This window comes from Streptomyces sp. NPDC058008, from assembly GCF_042886395.1.
In the GTDB taxonomy this organism is placed as follows: Bacteria; Actinomycetota; Actinomycetes; order Streptomycetales; family Streptomycetaceae; genus Streptomyces.
This window is the reverse complement of the sequence record NZ_JBHVQX010000019.1, coordinates 93041-110925: the sequence shown is the minus strand read 5'-3', so window position 1 is coordinate 110925 and position 17885 is coordinate 93041. Positions and strand designations below refer to the sequence as shown.

The 17885-nt window shown below is 71.9% G+C and carries 17 protein-coding genes and 1 pseudogene; 10 read left to right on the top strand and 8 right to left on the bottom strand.

The features are described 5' to 3' along the window. The first annotated feature begins 34 nt into the window (after positions 1 to 34). Positions 35 to 982 (top strand): alpha/beta hydrolase family protein, encoded by a 948-nt coding sequence (locus tag ACFVS9_RS20685; RefSeq protein WP_383114224.1) that lies wholly within the window; start codon positions 35 to 37, stop codon positions 980 to 982. Positions 983 to 1284: 302 nt separating this feature from the next. Here ACFVS9_RS20685 and ACFVS9_RS20680 read toward each other — a convergent pair whose 3' ends face one another. Next, a complete protein-coding gene (locus tag ACFVS9_RS20680) occupies positions 1285 to 1602 on the bottom strand; it encodes a hypothetical protein (protein ID WP_389934249.1) in 318 nt (105 codons plus the stop codon). A gap of 512 nt (positions 1603 to 2114) precedes the next feature. Here ACFVS9_RS20680 and ACFVS9_RS20675 point away from each other — a divergent pair. After that, positions 2115 to 3533 carry a hypothetical protein gene (locus tag ACFVS9_RS20675; RefSeq protein ID WP_389934245.1) on the top strand — a complete coding sequence of 473 codons (1419 nt, stop codon included), beginning with the start codon at positions 2115 to 2117 and terminating at the stop codon, positions 3531 to 3533. Positions 3534 to 3671: 138 nt separating this feature from the next. On the opposite strand, the gene tpg is transcribed toward ACFVS9_RS20675, so the two are convergent. The 3 genes from tpg to ACFVS9_RS20660 are packed head-to-tail and all read right to left on the bottom strand — an operon-like array spanning position 3672 to position 6793. Then, positions 3672 to 4226 carry a telomere-protecting terminal protein Tpg gene (gene tpg / locus ACFVS9_RS20670; protein ID WP_383114227.1) on the bottom strand — a complete coding sequence of 185 codons (555 nt, stop codon included), beginning with the start codon at positions 4224 to 4226 and terminating at the stop codon, positions 3672 to 3674. 3 nt (positions 4227 to 4229) lie between these two features. After that, positions 4230 to 6398, bottom strand: a complete 2169-nt coding sequence (tap, locus tag ACFVS9_RS20665; protein ID WP_389934241.1) for a telomere-associated protein Tap — start codon at positions 6396 to 6398, stop codon at positions 4230 to 4232. Between the two features lie 14 nt (positions 6399 to 6412). Next, complete coding sequence (locus tag ACFVS9_RS20660; protein ID WP_383114229.1) at positions 6413 to 6793, bottom strand: hypothetical protein; 381 nt, start codon at positions 6791 to 6793, stop codon at positions 6413 to 6415. 215 nt (positions 6794 to 7008) lie between these two features. Between ACFVS9_RS20660 and ACFVS9_RS20655 the strand changes: the two genes are divergently transcribed. Together ACFVS9_RS20655 and ACFVS9_RS20650 are read left to right on the top strand one after the other, a co-directional pair. Next, a complete protein-coding gene (locus tag ACFVS9_RS20655; protein WP_383114230.1) occupies positions 7009 to 7614 on the top strand; it encodes a TetR/AcrR family transcriptional regulator in 606 nt (201 codons plus the stop codon). A 308-nt stretch (positions 7615 to 7922) separates the two neighbouring features. After that, positions 7923 to 8225, top strand: a pseudogene (locus ACFVS9_RS20650) (transposase); the annotation flags it as partial. Positions 8226 to 8233: 8 nt separating this feature from the next. Here ACFVS9_RS20650 and ACFVS9_RS20645 read toward each other — a convergent pair. Next, positions 8234 to 8893: a TetR/AcrR family transcriptional regulator gene (locus tag ACFVS9_RS20645; protein WP_389934237.1), complete on the bottom strand. Its 660-nt coding sequence runs from the start codon at positions 8891 to 8893 to the stop codon at positions 8234 to 8236. Positions 8894 to 9080: 187 nt separating this feature from the next. Between ACFVS9_RS20645 and ACFVS9_RS20640 the strand changes: the two genes are divergently transcribed. The 3 genes from ACFVS9_RS20640 to ACFVS9_RS20630 all read left to right on the top strand — a co-directional run bounded on the left by ACFVS9_RS20640 (position 9081) and on the right by ACFVS9_RS20630 (position 11286). Beyond that, the gene (locus tag ACFVS9_RS20640; protein ID WP_389934234.1) at positions 9081 to 10217 is read left to right on the top strand and encodes a serine hydrolase domain-containing protein; all 1137 of its coding nucleotides are present in this window, start codon (positions 9081 to 9083) and stop codon (positions 10215 to 10217) included. Positions 10218 to 10367: 150 nt separating this feature from the next. Beyond that, complete coding sequence (locus ACFVS9_RS20635) at positions 10368 to 10901, top strand: SMI1/KNR4 family protein (protein ID WP_389934231.1); 534 nt, start codon at positions 10368 to 10370, stop codon at positions 10899 to 10901. Beyond that, positions 10783 to 11286, top strand: coding sequence for a transposase (locus ACFVS9_RS20630; protein ID WP_389934228.1), 504 nt, complete (start codon positions 10783 to 10785; stop codon positions 11284 to 11286). The genes ACFVS9_RS20635 and ACFVS9_RS20630 overlap by 119 nt, the downstream gene beginning before the upstream one ends. On the opposite strand, the gene ACFVS9_RS20625 is transcribed toward ACFVS9_RS20630, so the two are convergent. Together ACFVS9_RS20625 and ACFVS9_RS20620 are read right to left on the bottom strand one after the other, a co-directional pair. Continuing rightward, the gene (locus tag ACFVS9_RS20625; protein ID WP_383114233.1) at positions 11220 to 12020 is read right to left on the bottom strand and encodes an SDR family NAD(P)-dependent oxidoreductase; all 801 of its coding nucleotides are present in this window, start codon (positions 12018 to 12020) and stop codon (positions 11220 to 11222) included. The two genes, ACFVS9_RS20630 and ACFVS9_RS20625, sit on opposite strands and share 67 nt — an antisense overlap. A 1182-nt stretch (positions 12021 to 13202) precedes the next feature. Further along, on the bottom strand, positions 13203 to 13778 hold the full coding sequence (locus ACFVS9_RS20620) for a CGNR zinc finger domain-containing protein (RefSeq protein ID WP_389934226.1): 576 nt from the start codon (positions 13776 to 13778) through the stop codon (positions 13203 to 13205). A gap of 103 nt (positions 13779 to 13881) precedes the next feature. Between ACFVS9_RS20620 and ACFVS9_RS20615 the strand changes: the two genes are divergently transcribed. Then, on the top strand, positions 13882 to 15054 hold the full coding sequence (locus ACFVS9_RS20615; protein ID WP_389934223.1) for an epoxide hydrolase family protein: 1173 nt from the start codon (positions 13882 to 13884) through the stop codon (positions 15052 to 15054). A 91-nt stretch (positions 15055 to 15145) separates the two neighbouring features. Here ACFVS9_RS20615 and ACFVS9_RS20610 read toward each other — a convergent pair whose 3' ends face one another. After that, a complete protein-coding gene (locus ACFVS9_RS20610) occupies positions 15146 to 15619 on the bottom strand; it encodes a hypothetical protein (RefSeq protein WP_383114236.1) in 474 nt (157 codons plus the stop codon). 339 nt (positions 15620 to 15958) lie between these two features. On the opposite strand from ACFVS9_RS20610, the gene ACFVS9_RS20605 reads away from it, so the two are divergent. Beyond that, entirely contained in the window at positions 15959 to 16558 is a 600-nt protein-coding gene (locus ACFVS9_RS20605; protein ID WP_389934220.1) for an ArsR/SmtB family transcription factor, read from the top strand. After that, positions 16555 to 17871 carry an MFS transporter gene (locus ACFVS9_RS20600; RefSeq protein ID WP_389934218.1) on the top strand — a complete coding sequence of 439 codons (1317 nt, stop codon included), beginning with the start codon at positions 16555 to 16557 and terminating at the stop codon, positions 17869 to 17871. Before ACFVS9_RS20605 ends, ACFVS9_RS20600 begins: the two co-directional genes overlap by 4 nt. The last annotated feature ends 14 nt before the right edge of the window (positions 17872 to 17885 follow it).

Here is a 17885-nt window from a genome sequence, read left to right as displayed (position 1 = left end):
CTCGAAGTTGAAAGTAATCGTGAGAGGCGGAGCCTTGCCCGACATCGACATGACGGTCGCAGCGGACGACGGGACCCCGCTGGCCGGCACCCTGACCTTGCCGGCCGGTCCTTCTCCGCACCCCGCCGTCCTGCTGCTGCACGGCTCGGGGCCCCTGGACCGCGACGGCAACACCCCCAAGCTCCCGATGAACCTGGGACACCCCGTGGCCGAGGCCCTCGCGGCGGCGGGCATCGCCACGCTGCGCTACGACCGCCGCGGCGTGGGCGCCACCCCCGGCGAGTGGCGGGCGGCCGGCTTCACCGACAACCGTCAGGACGCCGTCGCGGCCCTGCGCGCCCTGGCCGCCCGCCCCGAGATCCGTGCCGACGCGGTCGGCGTCATCGGCCACAGCGAGGGCGCCCTGCACGCCATGGCCGTCGGCGCGCTGACGGACGTGCGGGCCGTCGTACTGCTGGCCGGCTTCGCCGGTACCGGTGAGGACGCCTTCCGCCGCCAGGGCCGGTCCGTCGTCGGGTCCATGCCCCTTCCCATCCGGCTCCTCCGCCGTCCGCTGGGTGCCCTGGGCAACAAGGTCCTCGCCGCCGTCAGGAAGACCCGGACGGACACGGCGCGCATCGCGGGTGCCCCGGTCAACGCCCGCTGGATGCGCGAGATGCTCGTCCACGACAGCCGGGACGACCTCGCCGCCATCCGCACCCCGGTCCTGGCCCTCACCGGCCACAAGGACATCCAGGTCGATCCGGCCGACCTGGACGTGATCGGACAGCTGGTGCCCGGCGGGGCCGAGACCCACCGGATCGCCGACCTCACCCACGTACTGCGCCGTGATTCCGGCCGGCCCGCCCTCAGTTCCTACCGCCGCATCCTGCGCGACCCGGTCGACCCCGAGCTCCTGGAGCGCGTCACCTCCTGGCTCACCGTCCACCTGGACGCGACCCCGCGGGCGACCACCGTCGAGGGGATACCGGCCTCCTCCTGACGCCACCGCGAACAGCTCTGCCGCAAGGCCCACTTGAGCCAGTGGGCCCGCAGAGCCGGTACAAGGACGCCGCCGGCCACCGGTGACGCGGACGGTGTCGTGGTCGTCATCCACGGGTCCGTGGCCCGTCGGGCCGCACAGCGCGCTGCCGGGCGGCGGGTGACTGCTTCGCGCACGAATCGCGGGTAGGGCAACGGTCTTCCCCGCGCGCTTCGTCACACAGGGCGGGCAGGCGCCACGCCCAGGCCGAGCGCACCCGGTGGCCGCCGTGGCCCGGCCGGCGTGACGGGCCCCTCACGCGGTCACCGTCCAGCGATGTCCCCGACCCTCCTGAGCACGGAGTCGAGCGCGTCCACCACCGCGTTCTGCTTCCTCGCGCGCGCCGCCCGGTCCGCCGGCACCAGCCGCGAGGCTGCCTGCACGGCGTAGGCGTCCGGGTCGCCGAAGGCGGTCCGCGGGTGCTCGCCCGTGTCCGCGCAGTGGACCGTGACCTCCTTGACCGCCTGAAGCACGACCGGCCTGTCCACGCCCGGCTGCATGGCAAGCCGTACCTGGAAACGTGCCATCCACTTCTCGCGGTCCTTCTCCGCCGCCGCGGCCGTACTCCGTACCTTCTTCATCACGTGCTCTCCCGGGTGATCGCCAGCCGTCCGTCATGGAGAGGGACGCCGGGGCATCGAAGCGGGTTGCGGAAGCGAGCGTCCGATGAGTCCCCCGTGGCTGCCGAGGAGCCGCACCACGGAACAGCTCCGCCGGCCGGTCCACCGCACCGGAGCGTCACGGATCGCGCCTTCGGGCACCGAAGGCGGCCTCGCGGGCCCTGTCCGGACATCCCGGTGCCGGCCGCCGCCCTTCGGCTCAGCGGTGGTGCCGGAGCACGGCGGTCGTCGCCGTCGGCATCCGCCGGCCCGCCGCTTCGGTGGTGCGGAGCAGGGTGGTCGTCACCGTCGCGGTGCGCCACCCGTCACGAGCGGCAGGCGGAGCGGGGCGATGTCGAGCGCGTCCGGCCTCCGGTGGGCGCGGTGCGCGCGGTGCCGGGCGGCGGCCCCCGGCGATCACGGGCCGTATATCACGCGCCCTACGCGGACCCCGCGTCCTACGATCACCCCGTACGACTGCTGGAGGGGCGGGAATGTTCGAGGACATCGAGGACGGGGCAGCGGCAGCCACACGGCTCGCGGGCGGTACGCCGCTCCACCGCACGCTTGATATCGCCGACCCCGGTGACTGGCTCACGCTGGACGCAGCAGTCCGTGAGGTGGCCTGGAACCGCTCGCAGTCCCTGCTGGGGTGGCGGCACTCCACCCCACTGCCCGCCGACCTGGCTCAGCTCGGTGAGTCTCGGCTCGCACTCGCCCTCTGCCACCCCGACGGGCGGATCCGTCAGGAGGCGGTGCGTCAGTCGGTGCGATACCCCGGTCTGCTGCCGTTGGTCGTGATCCGCTGCGCCGACTGGGCCGACCCGGTGCGCGGGCACGCCCGGCAGTTGCTGCGCGAGGCCCTGGACGTGGATTCCGCCGTCGGCCTCGCGCCGCTCGTCCTCCGCGCCGGCCGCCGCGACCGGGGTGGCTTCGGCGTCGAGGTGCTCGGCCAGGTCCTGCGCCGGGCCTCACGGGGGCAGCTCGCCGCTCTCTTCGCCGACCCCGACCGCACCGTGCGGCGGTTCGCCTACCGGCTGGCCGTCGAGGGCCGCCTGCTCCGTCCCGCCGAGCTGGCCCGTGCCGCCGCCCGGGACCAGGACACCGTGGTCCAGGACCTGTGTGCCACGGCGGCGCTCACCGCTCCGGGGGATGAGGACGCCTACGAGGACGTGCTGCCTCCCCTGTTGTCCGCACGCAACCCGCGTGTGCGTTCGGCCGGCGTCACCGCACTGAGACGGGCGGGGCGGTCGGAGCGGGCCGAGCCGTTCCTCACCGACCGTTCCGCGCTCGTGCGTGCGTGTGCCCGGTACGTCGTACGACAGCGGGGAGGTGACCCGGCGGCCTGGTACCGGGAGCGGTGCACGGCGGGCGCCCCTGAGTTGCCGCCCGGTGCGGTCATCGGGCTCGCCGAGTGCGGGAACCGTGCGGACGCCGGGCTGCTGCGGTCGCTGCTGGTGCATCCCGTGGCCGGGGTACGGGCGCGGGCGGTGGCAGGGCTGCGGGCACTGGACTGCGTGGACGCGCAGCGGTTGTGGCCGCTCCTCGACGACCCCGCCGCCGCGGTCGTACGCGAGACCGCCACCGCCCTGCTGCCGTCGGCCGAGGTCCTGCCCGCCGACCGGCTGCGGGAGCGCACCGGCTCCGAACGGCCACGGCACGTCCGCGTCGGCGCGTTCCGGCTGCTCGACGCGCGCGGCGGCGTCGAGGCGCTACGGGCGGCGGTCGGTCTGCTCGGCGACCCGGACACCAAGCTCCGCGCCTGGGCCGGACAATCGGTGCAGCGCTGGCGTCCGTCGCCGGACGAGCGGCACGGCGACGCGGAGGTGGGTGAACTGCTCGACCGGAGCCGCCACCTCTTCAGCGACCACGCGCTACGCCGCCGCACATGGGAAGCCGGCGTGGGCGGCTGAGAACAGGCGACGGTCCATGACTCCGCTCAGCACCAGCACCCGTTGTCCGGCGGCCCCGGTGCCAGCACGCCCGCCCCGGTGCGACCTGTCGTGCTTCCGCTCGGCGGCGCTCCGCCGGGGCGAGCGTCCGACGCCCGCTCAGAAGTCGAGGTCCAGGTAGTCGATGTCGTTGATGGCGACGTCCGAGATCCCTGTGGCCCGCGTGCCGCCGTCCTGGAAGTACACGTCCTTGAACCCCTCCGCGATGATGTCGCGCATCTGCTGGTCATCGGCTCCGGTGTCCCGGGCGTCGAACAGGCGTTGGGCGTAGGTGGCGGGCAGGCGGACGGTGAGGCGGCGGAAGCGGCCGTCGTCGGTGGTGCCGATGGGTGCCGTGTAGCCGAAGCGTGCCCGGGTCTCGACGGTGATGCCGGTAGCGGCTGCCTGTTTGCGCCGGCGTCGACGGACCTGGGGCTGCCAGCGGGAGCGGACCGCTTCGTCGATCTTCCTGGCGATGTCCTGGGGAGGGTTCTTACGGGCTCCGCGCCGGTAGCGGTTGACGGAGTCGGCGGTGACGCCGAGTTCGCGTGCGACCGCCTTCGCGCTGCCCAGTTGTCTGAGCAGGTAGTTGATGCGGCCCTGGAGTGTGCTGGGCGGCTGGCGGGTGAACCCCTCCTGGTCGGCGCGCTCGATGGCGTCCTGGATCTCTCCCACGGGTCACTCGCCTTCGTCGAGGGTGGCGTCGCCGCCTTTGATGTGGCGGGCGGGGTTGAGGCCCTGTTCCATGAGGTCGACCGCCCAGAGCATCGTCTGGACGCCTTCCAGTTTCGCCAGGCCCGGGGTGGAGCCGAGGCGGAAGACGCCGGTGCGGGGCTTGCCGTCGGCGTCGTGGGGCAGGAAGTCGAGGGGGCCGGCACCGGGGCTGGGGTAGACGACGCAGTCGGACAGCACGGCGAGCGGGTACTGGCCGGTCAGCTTCGCCATGTTGTTGAGTTTGCGGTGCATGTTGACGCGCGCCTTGCTGATGACCGCGGCACGGATGTCCGGGCGCCAGGTGGGGCGTTCGAGGGCGGGCCAGCGCTCGCCCTGCTTGTAGCTCCGGCCCTGGGGGCGCTCGCGCAGCTTCCCGATCCCGCCCTTGACCGTGGCCTTGATCGCGGCGAGTACGGCGGCCAGAGCCGGGTCCCTCTGCTTGTGGTGCTCCATCGCCGCCAGGAACTCGGGGCCGGTGAGGTCCTGGGTGATGCCGAGGTCGGCGAGGGTGTCGACGTAGGCGGTCCTGAGGTGGTCGTGCCAGGGGTCGAGGTAGGCACCGGTCTCACGGCGCAGGTACGCCTCGATCGGGGCGACGTGGTGGCCGAGTTGCTGGGCGTAGGCGAGGGTGTGTGTCTGGTACCAGGCCGGGCCGTCCGGGCGGGTGCCGTCCGGGGTGAACGGGCTGGGCAGGCGGGGGTCCAGATCGATGGCGGAGAGATCGGCCAGCCAGGAACCGGGGATCCTCGGGTTGAAGGTGGGGCGGTGGAAGTGGTCCGGGGCGGACAGGCCCACGACCAGGCGGGCGGAGGCGGCGAGGAAGGCGGTGTTGAGGTCCAGGCCCACCGCGAAGGGCAGCATGCACTCCTCGTCGGTCAGCGTCCCCACGGGCCGCACCCACTGGTAGGCCTCCTCGTCGAGGAAACCGCCCTTCCAGCCGGAGTTCACGACCACGGGATGTTCCGGGGTGGCCTCCGGAGGTGCCGGATCCATGGGTTCCGTACCCAGCGAGCCCGGGTTGTGGCCCGGCACCCACGTGCCGGTCGCCGGGTCCTGCGTGGCCTTCGTGGGCGGGCGGAGCGCGGTCATCAGCTCCAGGCCGGAGACGGCGGTGGAGCCACGGGGGGTGATGACCCGGGTCGCGTAGAGGCCGAGGACGTGGGCGGTGTCGGCCGGGTGCATGTCCGCGACACCGGGCCAGGAACGCTCGTCCAGGGCGTCCCAGGAGAGGATCGCGAGCTGCACGCATTGGCGCCGGCCGGCGGCGGCCTTGCGGTAGATGCGGGGCCAGGGGCCGAACCCGCGCCGGGTGAGCTGCCACTTGGCCCTGAGGACCTGCTTGACCACGGGGTGGTCCTGGGGCAGGCGCAGGGAGCGGCGCTGTTCGTGGCCCTCCAGGCGTTCGGGAAGGCCGAGCCGCACCGCGGCGGACGCGGTGAGCACGATCAGCGGGTCGGAGTCCTTGCCGTGCCGGTTCAGCTTCGGGTTGCCGAGGCCGGAGGTGGTGAGCGTCCATTCGACCAGCTCGGGAACGGTGGTCGCCGGGCAGTCCAGCACGATGCCGCCGACGCCGTAGGCGGAGCCGTCGCCGTCCAGGACCGCGAGCGGGCCGTTGGGGAAACGGGGATCCGGAACCGGCGGCGCCGTGGCCTTCCTCACCGCGGGGCGGGACGGGGCCGCCGAGCGGGCGGCGGTGCGGGACGGGGTCCGGACCGCGGGGCGGGACGGCGGGACCGGGGGCTCGGTGGGGCCTTGCCGGGCCGGTGGGGGCGGCTCGGTCGGGGACGGCTCGGGGGACGCGGGCGCTTCGGTGGGTGAGGCGGGGGTTTCCTCGGCCGGGTCCGGAAGCGGCTGCGCGGCGGGGCTCGGCCCGGCGGGGTAGCGGTGGGCGAGGCCGTCGAGGAGGCGCCGGTAGGCCTCCAGGCGCTCGCCCTTGGGCTCGGCGCGGCCGGCCTCCCACGCGGTGAGGCTCGGCACGCGCACGCCCAGCGCCTGGGCGACGGCCGCCTGTGTCAGTCCAGCCGCCTCACGCAGCCGGACACGCTCGGCCGGGCCGGGCAGGACGGTGCCCTCGTCGACGGCGGCGAGGAGGGAGTCGATGGCCGTGAACAGCTCTTCGGGCTGATTCGTCATGTGAGTGATCCTCGCTACCGGACGCCCTGGCGGATCTCTTCCAGCCGGGTCACCAGGCGCTGATAGCGCTGGGAGGCCGCCTGGGAGGAGTTCAGCCCCTGATGGGCCGCGATCTGACGCCAGTCCATACTGCGGCGGCGCGCCTCGAAGACGACCTCGGTCTCCAGCCGGTCGAGCTGCTCACGCATGGTGTCGAACAGGCCCAGGGCCGCACCGACCTCGCCGTCCGTGACCGCCGCCTCGCGCCCGGCGTCGTCACGGTCGGCAGCTGCCGCCAGCAGCCCCGCGACGAGCAGAACGTCCCGCCGCAGCCCCTGCGCCACCATCACATCGTCGTCGGCTCCCCCGAGCTCCGACAGGAGATCGCGAGCCTGCTCATACACATCACGCGCCATACGCGTCACCCTACTTCATCCGCAACCAGACAACGATTCGTTGTCTGGTTGCGATGCTCCGGTGTCGGAGGGCCGTCCGGATCGGGGGCGCGAGCGGGTCGTGGAGGCGGGTGCCCGGAACCTGGCCGGGCGGGAGGTACGTGTGCTCCGCGCCCGCCGGTCGCCGCCGCCACACGTCGCGGGCGGGCCGAAGCGCCCCACGTATGCTCCCGTACATGAATGCTGTCCAGCCCGCCCGCAGACGTGACGGCGCCGCGACGCGTGAGGCGATTCTCGCCGCGGCGGTGGTGGAGTTCACGGAGCACGGGTACGCGAGGGCCGGAGTCCGGCAGATCGCCGAACGGGCCGGTGTGACGGCGATGATGATCAACCGTTACTTCGGGTCGAAGGAACGCCTGTTCGCCCAGGCGGTGGACCGGGCCTTCGAACCGCCGACGGTGGTCGGTGACGAGGGGCGCGGTCTGTCGCAGGCGCTCGCGCACACGCTCGCCGAACGTACGGCCCCGGGTGCCGACCGGCTCGACCCGTTCCTGCTGCTGCTCCGTTCCGTGCAGGATCCCGAAGCGGTGGAAGCCCTCCGGGCAGGCATCGAGGCACACGTGGGCGCGCGTCTGGCGGGACTGCTGGAGGGCCCCGAGGCGGAGGTGCGGGCCCAGCTCGGGCTCGCCCTGGTCGCCGGGACATGGCTGCTGCGTACCGTCGTCGGCACCTCCGCCCTCGCCGAGGCCGACAACGAGGGCCTCGCCGACCTCCTGGCGGGCATGCTCGGGCCGGTCACCGGGGAGGCCGAGGACGGGGCCGCGCCGGGCGCGGGGACGTAAGCGCCTTCGGGGAGCGGCGGGGAGTCGGGGCGGCTGCCCTGCCTCCTCCCGTTGTCTTCTTCGCGGTCCTGCGATGGGCCGCTGGCCTCCGGGCCCGGTATGACTGTGTCCCCTCTGTCGAAGGCATGACCTGGGGGGGGTGTCGCCGGGTCCGTGGGGTGCCGTCGGAGACGCTGATGAGAGACCCGGCCACCGCCCGGTCCGGCGCGATGCCGGACAGTTCGCGGACGGCAGGTCCGCATGACGTGGATGCGCGAGCACGGTGCCACCGCCGTGGCCGGCACGGTCAACACCCGCGGAAGGGTGCGATGTTCGACACCGAAGGAGTGGGCGTCTTCCTCGCAATGGACGTCGGCAGGACGGCCCCTCACGGTCACGGGCTCACGTCGGCCGGGAAGAAGGTCTTCGACAAACCGATGTCCGACAGCGAACCCGGGCTGCGGGCCGTCTTCGACAAGCTCAAGGCCACGTTCGACAGCGTCCCGGTGATCGTGGACCAGCCCGCGTCCATCGGCGCTCCGCCGCTGGCCGAGGCCCGTGACGCAGGCTGCGAGATCGCCTGCCTGCCCGGACTCGCGATGCGGCGGATCGCCGATCCGTATCCGCGTGAGCCAGTCGGCTAGCTCGGGCAGATCGCGGCCTCGATGTGGGCGAGTTGGGCGGCGAGGATCTCTTCGAACGCGGCGCGGCGGTCCACCCCGAGGGGGCGGACGTCGCGGGCGAAGTGGGCCAGGGCCGGGAAGCGTTCGGGGTCGGCGCCGAGTACCGCGACGCGGAACAACTCCATGCCCTGTTCGTACTCTTCGGGGGTGACGGTGCTGACCCCGGCCTCGGAGGCGATCAACGCGGCGATGAGGACCGCGATCCGGTGGTAGCGCGCCGGGATCTCCTCGTCGGGCAGTCCCGACGCGCGCAGAGCCTCCAACACCTCTTCCATGACCAGCCGGGAACCGGTGCCGCTTGACGCGTAGCGTCCCCAGACCGCGGCAAGCTGGGGCTGCTGACCGAAGGCCTCTCTCACGCGCAGGGCCAGGGCCGTGATGCGCTGCTTCCAGTCGCCCTCGGGGCGGTGGCCGTCCATGGCCGCGAGGAGAATCCGGTCGGCGACCGCGCGCAGCAGTTCGGTCTTGCTGCGGAAGTGCCGGTAGAGGCTGGAGGAATCGGTCCCGAGGGCCGCGGCCAGCTTGCGCACGCTGAACGAATCCGCGTCGCTGCTGCGCAGCAGCTCCGCCGCCGCATCCAGGATCTCTTCGGTCGACCAGCGCCTTCGGCCTGCCATCTTGCTCCTCTCGCCGGATCTCAGCCTAACCTATGCACTTGGCGTTGCACGCACCGCGTGCATAATGAGGACATGGGCCTGCCGGGCGGCCCGGCAGGAGGCGGCCCGGCATGCCACTCGTGCCCTGTTATCCGGGTCAGGCGACCGATGCGGAGCTCGCCCCGGGGAATACGAAAGGACGCATGACGTGAAGAACCCACTGGATTCCGCGGCGCTGCACGCAGCCATCGAAAACGTCCACCGCGCCGGGATGCCGGGCCTGTTCGCCGAGGTGCGTGACGGCGACCAGGTCTGGCGCGGTGCCGCCGGGGTCGCCGATGTCACCACCGGTCGCCCCGTCACCGCCGACATGCGGCACCGGGTCGGCAGCATCACCAAGACCTTCACCGCCGCCGCGGTCCTGCAACAGGTCGAGAGCGGTCAGATCGGTCTCGACACACCGATCGGCCGGTACCTTCCGGGGCTGGTTCCCGGAGAACGCGGTGACGCGATCACGGTCCGGATGCTGATCAACCACACCAGCGGCCTCGCCGAGTACCTCCCGTACGCCTACCCCTCCCTCAAGGCGTTCCCTGCCCTCTCGGACACCGGACCCCAGAGCCTGGACGACCACCGGCTCACGCGGTTTCACCCCACTGAACTGATCGAGATGGGGGTCACCGCACCTGCCGTCGGCACCCCGGGCGGTACGCCGGGGGTGTACTCCAACACCAACTACCTGCTCCTGGGCGAACTCCTGGAACAGGTGACCGGCACTACGGCCGAGCGGTACATCATCCGGAACGTCATCGAGCGCGCCGGGCTCCGGGACACCGGATTCCCCGCCGGACCGCACGTCGACGGGCCGCACTCGCGGCTCTACGAGGCGTGGTTCGGCATGATCGACCCGCCGCGCGACTACAGCGTCTACGACATGTCATGGGTGGGGCCGTCGGCCTCGCTGATATCGACCGTCGCGGACCTCAACCGTTTCTACGACATGCTGCTGGCCGGGGAGATCGTCAGCCCGTCGTCGCTGGCGCAGATGCAACGCACTGTCCCGGTCGTCTCCCAGGAGGGAAGGACGATCGACTACGGCCTCGGCCTGCACCCGATGGAGGGGCCCGGTCGGGGCATCTTCTGGGGCCATGGCGGCACGGTCTGGGGTGGTGGAGCGCTGGCCATGACCCGTGCCGACGGCAAGCGGCAGATGGCGGTCGCGGTGAACCTGCAGAGGTGGAACAGGCTCGACTCCTCCGGCAAGCCGCAGCCCCATCCCATCGACGACGCGCTTGCGGCTCTCTACCGCGTGGCACTGTACGGCCGGCCCGGCCGGGGAGAGTGACGGCCCCCGTCCGGACACCTTTTACCAGGTCCGGCCGCCGTGCCGGGGCGGTTCCCGGATATCCGCGTCCGCTAGGGTCTTTCGTTTGGATCATGGGTTGCTGCGCGCGGGCAGCAACGGATCCTGAGTGGTCAGCCGTCGCTGTCCAGGGTGGAGGAACTCGTGGAGATGTGGATGCTCATTGGCGAACTGATGCGCGCCAGGACGCGCGAGTACCTCGCCTCCTCGCCCCTGAGCCCGGACGGAATGCCCGGGCTCAGGCCCCCGGCGACGCCCGCACAGGTCAGGGAACTGGAAGCCCTGGCCAGCCAGCCTCTGGACCCGGAATACCGGCGCTTTCTGTCCCTGACGGACGGGCTGGACGGATTCCAGTACACGATGCCGCTCTTGGGATGTCGTGACTGGGAGAATCCAGAGCGAAGCGGACTGGGCTCCATGTTCCGCAACATCGTCCTGGAGACCGGGCCGCTGACCGAGGTCGGGCTGCCGGAAGAGACGCGTGTCTTCCCGATCCACGTCAACGCTGAGGGGTCCGCAGGAATCTTGATGCTTCACCACAGCCACGATGCCCTGGAACGCTTCTGGTGGACCGGTCAGGGAGACAACATGTTCTTCCACACCTTCCGCGATCTTGTCGCCTACACCACGGATGGTTCCTACAGTCCGAGACACCTCTCCGACTGACCTGCTCATCCTCCGCGTTGCCGCCCAGTACCGTCCGGTCTCAACCAATCGTGCTCCGGACGTGTCGTTGACTGACGCGCAGTGGGCGCGGATCGAGCCATTGCTCCCGGACCGAACGCCGAAGCGGGGTGGCCGCTGGCGGGACCACCGCGAGGTGATCGAGGCGATCGCCTTCAAGTTCAGGACCGGAACCCAGTGGGTTCATTTGCCGGAGAGGCCCTCGCCGCACGACCACCCCGAACACCCGCGTACGCGCCACCACGTCCTTGACGAAGGACATGGAGACACCTCCCCCGTGGCCGCCCGGCCGTCTCGCTGTCAGAAGGCGGAGCGGATGAGCCCGCCGTCCACGCGGATGGTGGCCCCGCTGACGTACTGGGCGTAGTCACTGCACAGGTACGCCACCGCCGCCGCGATCTCGTCAGGCTCTCCGAAGCGCTCCTGGTCGTTGGGGATCAGAGCGTCGACGGCGTTGGGCCGGATCTCCTCCCAGGTGTCGCCCCAGCCGCGGGCGGGGCCGATCCGGGTGACGAGTTCTCTGGTGGCCTCGACCAGGACGGCTCCGGGTGAGACCACGTTCGAGGTGACGCCCGTGCCCTTCAGGTCGCGGGCCAGCGACACGGCGAGGTTGTGCCGGGCCGCGAGGGTGGCGTTGTACTGGGGGTGGGTGTTCATCGGCTGGGAGGCGAGGCCGCCGCCGATGGTGACGACCCGGCCCCAGCCGCGCCCACGCATCGCGGGGACCAGGTGCTGGATCATCCGCACACCCGAGACGACGTTGACGTTGTAGGTGTCACGCCACTCGTCGGGGGTCGCCTCCGCCCACGAAAGGTGCCTGTAGAAGCCGGCGTTGTTGACGAGGATGTCGACGGGTCCGTCCGCTGCTGCCGCCCTGGCGACCTCGGCGGCGGCCGCGTCGTCGGCAAGGTCGCCCAGCACCGCGGTGGCACTCCCTCCGGCCTCGCGGATCTCCCGCACGACCCTGGCCGTGCGCCCCTCGTCGCGCCCGTGGACCACGATCGCGGCGCCTTCGGCCGCCAGCAGCTTCGCGGTCGCCTCGCCGAGCCCGAGACTCGCTCCCGTGACGAGCGCACGCCGTCCGGTCAGATTCAGGTCCATGTACTGCCTACCTTTCTGGGGTTCCCGCGCCGGGGGCGGTCGGGAAGTGTGCCGGTACAGCTAAGTATACAGCCGTAGACTTCTTGGCTGAACGGCGAGCGGTCACCGCCCCGGCCGTAGGGACGCCGCCGCGTACGGTGAGGTCGCCAGGCCTCCCCCGTCCCCGTGGCGAGCTGGTTGCGCATCCCCTCCGCTCCGTCTCCCCCTCCGCGACGACGCGGCCTCCCGATACCGGCAGGCGGCTCCGGCGACGGGGCAGGACAGGGCCCGGTCCCGAACCGGTTCGGAAGAAGGAGAGGAACGTGGGACTGACCTACGGCTACGACATCTGCCCTCGTCCCCGGAACGTCGCCGGGCCGCCGGCCACTCCGACCGGGCTCGCACCACCGGCCCGGGTTGGCGCCGCCGCTCGACCTCATCCTGCCCGGTGGTGACCGGCTCGTCCTCCCGTTCAGGTCCCAGTTCAGGAGCTATCCGGTCGGCTGCTCCGCGAGCAGCACGCTCGACCTCGACACGTCGCTCGTGCGCGACGCCGACGACGACGAAGCGCTGCGCGAGTACGCGGAGACGTACGGCCCCGAAGTCGACACGGACGGGCGTGTCCCCATCCATGGCGTCGACTCGCTCGGTGCACACCGATCAGTGCCTGGCAGGCGGCACGCACCTGACGCACTCCGGTCCGGGGGAACGCGTACACGGTGGACGTGGTGATCGTGGCCGTGCAGCCACCGGGCGAGGGCCCGCTCCGCAAGGAAGCTCCGAAGCGTGGCGCACCGGGCGAGGGTCCGCTCCGCAACGTGGCTCCGGTACGTCGCGGGGGTGACGCCTGCCAGGCCGGGGGCGACTCCGCCGTCGAGCGGGAGACCGCCGGGCGCGCTGAAGGAGAGTTCGCGAGATACGCCTCCTGGCCGTGACGCGGGAGGCCGAGGGCCGGGGGCGGGCCGGAGCAGATGTCGAGGCCAACCGCCGGACCCCGCCACGAGGATCCGTCCCGTATCGGCGGGCCGGGTGAAGAGCGGGTCGGGACGGACGGCTGGTGTGCCGGTCATCGCCCGGGGCCCTGCGGGCCGGTGGCCGCCGTGCTCTCGCGCGACGCCCGTCCCTCGGAGCGGCGGGTCCAAGCCGTCGGGACGCACCGGGGCGACACACGTGTCGCGGACGCCGCGCGTACCGAGGTGACGATCACTCAGCCGAACTGGTGCCCCTGTGCTGGTGGGCGTGGAAGCGCGCCTTCTTCTGCCGGTTGCCGCAGGTGTTCATGTCGCACCATTTGCGGGAGCGGCTCCGGCTGGTGTCGAAGAAGGCGGCTCGGCAGGTCGGCGAGGCGCACAGGGCCAGTCGTCCGTCCCGTTCACCTGAGATGACGCTGATCGCGTCGGCGGCGATCACGCCGAGGGCGTCTTCCACGCAGGAGGCCGGGCCGAGCCGCCACCGCCGCTTCCCCTCGGGCGTCAGGATCGCTGCGGCCCGTCCCTGGGCGCTGAAGTCGTTGATGACCCGGACAGCGGACGCGGGGAGAGCGTCCTGGATCGCGGCCGCCGTCGCGGCGGCGTGGATCGACTCCCTCAGCTCCCGGGCGAGACCGAGCTGGGCAGTGGTGCAGGAGTCGACGGCGAGGCCGCTCACCGTCAGCCAGTCGACGAGCCGGTGCGGCGCGGGAACGCGCTCCACAGCGTTGCCGTGACGCTCCGACAGGGTCCCCGTGAAGCTCGTCGCCAGCACGTTGCCGAGGCGGAAGTCGGGGAACGCAGCGCACATGGAACCACCTTAGCTGGTTGCACGGCGGTCCGGACGGCTGCTAGAACCGTCATAGCCGGTTCGCGGTGGATCGTGTCCGGTGCCACGACGGCCAGGAGGTCTCATGCCCCGTCCGACCAGCGACGTACAAGCATCTGAAACCCGCGCCACGGACGCCGCCCTCGACGATCTGCGCGCACGACTGGCCGGGGCCCGGCTGCCGGAGGCGGAGACGGTCCGTGGCGCCGCGCCCGGCCCTCGCCGGTGGGACCAGGGCGTTCCTCTCGCGGATCTCGTCGATGTCGTGCGGTACTGGCGCACCGGATACGACTGGCGGTCGTTCGAGGAGCGCCTCGACCGCATCGGCCAGTTCCGCACGACCATCGACGGTCTGGGAATCCACTTCCTGCACCGCCGGTCCGCGCGCACGGACGCCACCCCTCTGATCCTGACGCACGGCTGGCCGGGCAGCGTTGCCGAATTCATCGACGTGGTGGAGGAGTTGGCCGACCCGGAAGACGCTGACGCGCCGGCGTTCCACGTCGTGGCCCCGTCGCTGCCCGGATTCGGTCACAGCGACAAGCCGGCCCGTACCGGGTGGGGGACCGAGAAGATCGCGGCCGCGTGGGTGGAGTTGATGGGAAGGCTCGGATACCACACGTTCGCAGCCCACGGCGGGGACTGGGGAGGGAACATCACCACGGTTCTCGGCGGCCGCTTCCCGGCGCACGTTCTCGGTATCCACACCACGTTCGCGGAGGCGCCGCCCGGGATGACGACGGACGGGCTGACGCCGGTCGAGCGCAGGTGGACGGAGGAGACCCGCGATTTCTGGCGCCACCGCGCGGCGTACGCGAAGCAGCAGGCGACCCGGCCGCAGACCATCGGCTACTCGCTCGTCGACTCACCGGTCGGACTCCTCGCGTGGATCCTCGACAAGTTCGCCGAGTGGTCGGACACCGAGGACAGCCCGTTCGAGACGATGTCCAGGGACAGGATTCTCGACAACGTCACCTTGTACTGGCTGACGCGGTCCGGCGCGTCGTCGGCCCGTATCTACCACGAGAGCCACAACTCACTCGATCCCGAACTCCGGGTGGACGTCCCGGCGGCCGTCACCATGTATCCGCGTGACATCGAGAAGTGTCCGCGCCCCTGGGCGGAGAAGCGGTACCGGCGGATCGTCCGGTGGAGTTCGCCCGAGAACGGGGGCCATTTCCCGTCGCTGGAGGTTCCGGGGTACTTCGTCGAAGACCTGCGGGAGGGCCTCGCGGCGGTGCTGGCAGCTCACGGATGAACGCGGCCTGCTGCCACCACTCGGCCCGGCCGCCGGGAGCCCCTTCCCCCGGGGGAGCCGGGATCCCGGTACGCGCTCGCCGCGCCCCGGGCTACCGGACCGGTCCTCGTTCGTCGACGAGCACCGTGGGCGGCGACAGGAACACGTCGGCTGCCGCCGGACCGTAGGCGATGTTGAACGTGTCGAGCCAGTACGACCAGCCCCGCACCCCCGCCGCGCTGCTGAAACGGTAGTTGAGCTGCCAGCGGACCCACTGACCGGGAGCCAGGCGCACGGCCGGAGGCCGTCGGGGGCGCGGTGGCAGACCGAAGAGTGGCTGGACCCGGGGAAGGACGCGCAACCGGCCGTCACGTTCCCGTAGTTGGACGTCGACCTCCCGCAGGCTCTGCTGGCTCTCGTGCGGGGCGAAGCCGTCCCGCTCGTGCAGGCGGACCACGTGCGCGGCCGAAGGCGGCACGGGCGGGAGGCGGAAGCCGGCCGGGACCGCGTTCCGGCGGGCCGCAGCCTCGCCTCCCCGGGACTCCTTCGTCCAGGACGTCCGTATCCACTGGACGGTGACGTCCACGACGCTCTCCCCCGCTACTCCGCCGAAACCCTCACCCTACCGAGGCGGACCGGCCCGGGGGCCGGACGACCGACGGCCACGGGCGCGGGCACGGGCGCGGCGCCCGCGCCGGTGGCCACGGGCCTCGCACGTCGCCACCAGGGCCACCGAAGCCGTCGAAGCCGCCGAAGCCGCCGAAGCCGCCGAAGCCGCCGGCAACGATCCGGGCGACCCGGGCAGCGGATCACGTACCGGCCGGGCGCGCTCCACTGCGCGGTCCGGGCTCCGGCCGCCGCCGGTAAGCGGGAACCAAACTCTGAGAGTTGACTCTCACGTTTTATGAGAGGATGCTCTCACGTCATGGACTCCAGGAATCGCCTAGGCGATGTCGAGATCACCGATCCGCAGGCGATGCGGGCATTGGCACACCCCGTGAGGCTGGCGATCCTCGACCGCCTCCATCGGTACGGGCCCGCGACGGCCACCCAACTCGCGCCCGACGTGGGGGCGACCCCCTCGGTGACCAGTTGGCATCTGCGGCACCTCGCGGGTTTCGGGCTGGTACGGGACGCCGAGGCCGGGGCGGACCGCCGGCAGCGGCGGTGGGAGGCGGCAGCGCGTGGCTTCCGGTTCGAAGCGCCGCAGGACGACGAGGGCAGGTCGGCCGCACGGGCGCTGTCCCGGGAGATGTTCGTGCGCTACGGGGACCTGCCGATCAGGTGGCTGACCGAGGTCGAGCCCGGCCTGGACCCGTCGTGGCAGAGTGCCGGTGGTCTGGCCAACACCCGCGTGGTCGTCTCGGCGGAGGAACTGGCGGCGATTCAGGACGCGATCGAGCAAGTGCTCGCCCCGTACGTGACACGGGGACCGTCCGAGCGTCCGGCCCAGAGCCGAGGCGTCCGGCTGATGCGCTACGTCCTGCCGGAGCAGGGCGAGGAGCAGTCCGGTGGGGCCCGGTGAGCGCCCCGGAGGCGGGCCGCCCGATATCCCTGTGGCGTGACCGGCGCTTCCGCCGGTTCTGGGCGGGGCAGTCGATCTCGGAGTTCGGGGACCGGATCACCGAGCTGGCGCTGCCGCTGATCGCCGTCACCGCGCTGAGCGCCTCGGCCAACCAGGTCGCCTGGCTGACCGCCCTCATCTGGACTCCGAACCTGCTCGCGATCCTTCTCGGGGCGTGGGTCGACCGACGGGTCCACAAACGCCGGCTGATGGTCCTCGCCGACCTGACGCGCGGCGGGGTGTTACTCAGCCTTCCCGTGGCCTACCTGCTGGACGCGGTGAGCCTGGGCCAGTTGTACGCGGTGGCGGTGCTGACCGGGACCGCCGCGGTGCTCTTCAACACCGCTTACCAGCCCTTCTTCGTCCACCTCGTGCCCCGTTCGTCCTACGTCGAGGCGAACAGCAGGCTCAGCGCCAGCCGGTCCGTGTCGCACGTGGTCGGCCCCGCGGTCGGCGGCGGCCTCGTCCAGGCGCTGACGGCACCTCTCGCCGTCGTCGTCGACGCCTTGTCGTACGTGGCGTCCGCGTTCCTGATCGGGCGGATCCCGCTCGGTGAATCAGCCGCCGGCGTCGATGACGCCGCGTCCCCCTCACTGCTGCGACGGGCCCGGGAGGGGATGGTCTTCGTCTGGGGGCACCCGGTCCTGCGTGCCGCACTCCGCTGCGCGGTCACGGTCAACTTCTTCACCTTCGTGGCGGGCAGCGGACTGCTGGTCCTGTTCGCCAGCCGCTCCCTGGGGTTGTCCGCCGGGGTCATCGGACTGGCGCTGGGCATCGGTTCGACCGGTGCTCTCCTCGGTGCCGTCCTCGCCCCGCGGATCTCACGGCGTATCGGTGTGGGGCGCAGCATCGTCGTGGGAGCCGTGATGTTTCCGGCGCCCCTGGCCCTCGCGGCCTGTGCGGGAGGGCCGCTCTGGGCCCGTGCCGGAGTGCTGGCCACGGCGGAGTTCCTCTCCGGGGTCGGCGTCATGCTCTTCGACGTCAACCTCAACTCCTTGCAGACCAGCGTGATCCCTGACGGCATGCGCAGCCGTGTGGCGGGCGCGTTCAGCTCCGTGAACTACGGCGTACGTCCCCTGGGGGCCGTCGTCGGCGGCCTGCTCGCCACCGCCTTCGGTCTCCGGGCGACCCTGCTCGTCGGCGCCGTCGGAGGGATGATGTCGCTGCTCTGGCTGCTGGCTTCACCGATACCGCGCATCCGCTCACTGGCCCCGGACGACCTGGCCGTTCCGGGCGGTGGTGCGGATACGGACAGCCGCCCGGCGCCCCGCTGACCGGGCGCCGGTCC

Bases quoted from the DNA above. Each gene is read 5' to 3' on its own strand.
- ACFVS9_RS20680 (WP_389934249.1), bottom strand. From the start codon at position 1,602: ATGAAGAAGGTACGGAGTACGGCCGCGGCGGCGGAGAAGGACCGCGAG.
- ACFVS9_RS20675 (WP_389934245.1), top strand. From the start codon at position 2,115: ATGTTCGAGGACATCGAGGACGGGGCAGCGGCAGCCACACGGCTCGCG.
- tap (WP_389934241.1), bottom strand. From the start codon at position 6,398: ATGACGAATCAGCCCGAAGAGCTGTTCACGGCCATCGACTCCCTCCTC.
- ACFVS9_RS20660 (WP_383114229.1), bottom strand. From the start codon at position 6,793: ATGGCGCGTGATGTGTATGAGCAGGCTCGCGATCTCCTGTCGGAGCTC.
- ACFVS9_RS20655 (WP_383114230.1), top strand. From the start codon at position 7,009: ATGAATGCTGTCCAGCCCGCCCGCAGACGTGACGGCGCCGCGACGCGT.
- ACFVS9_RS20645 (WP_389934237.1), bottom strand. From the start codon at position 8,893: ATGGCAGGCCGAAGGCGCTGGTCGACCGAAGAGATCCTGGATGCGGCG.
- ACFVS9_RS20630 (WP_389934228.1), top strand. From the start codon at position 10,783: ATGCCCTGGAACGCTTCTGGTGGACCGGTCAGGGAGACAACATGTTCT.
- ACFVS9_RS20625 (WP_383114233.1), bottom strand. From the start codon at position 12,020: ATGGACCTGAATCTGACCGGACGGCGTGCGCTCGTCACGGGAGCGAGT.
- ACFVS9_RS20620 (WP_389934226.1), bottom strand. From the start codon at position 13,778: ATGTGCGCTGCGTTCCCCGACTTCCGCCTCGGCAACGTGCTGGCGACG.
- ACFVS9_RS20615 (WP_389934223.1), top strand. From the start codon at position 13,882: ATGCCCCGTCCGACCAGCGACGTACAAGCATCTGAAACCCGCGCCACG.
- ACFVS9_RS20605 (WP_389934220.1), top strand. From the start codon at position 15,959: ATGGACTCCAGGAATCGCCTAGGCGATGTCGAGATCACCGATCCGCAG.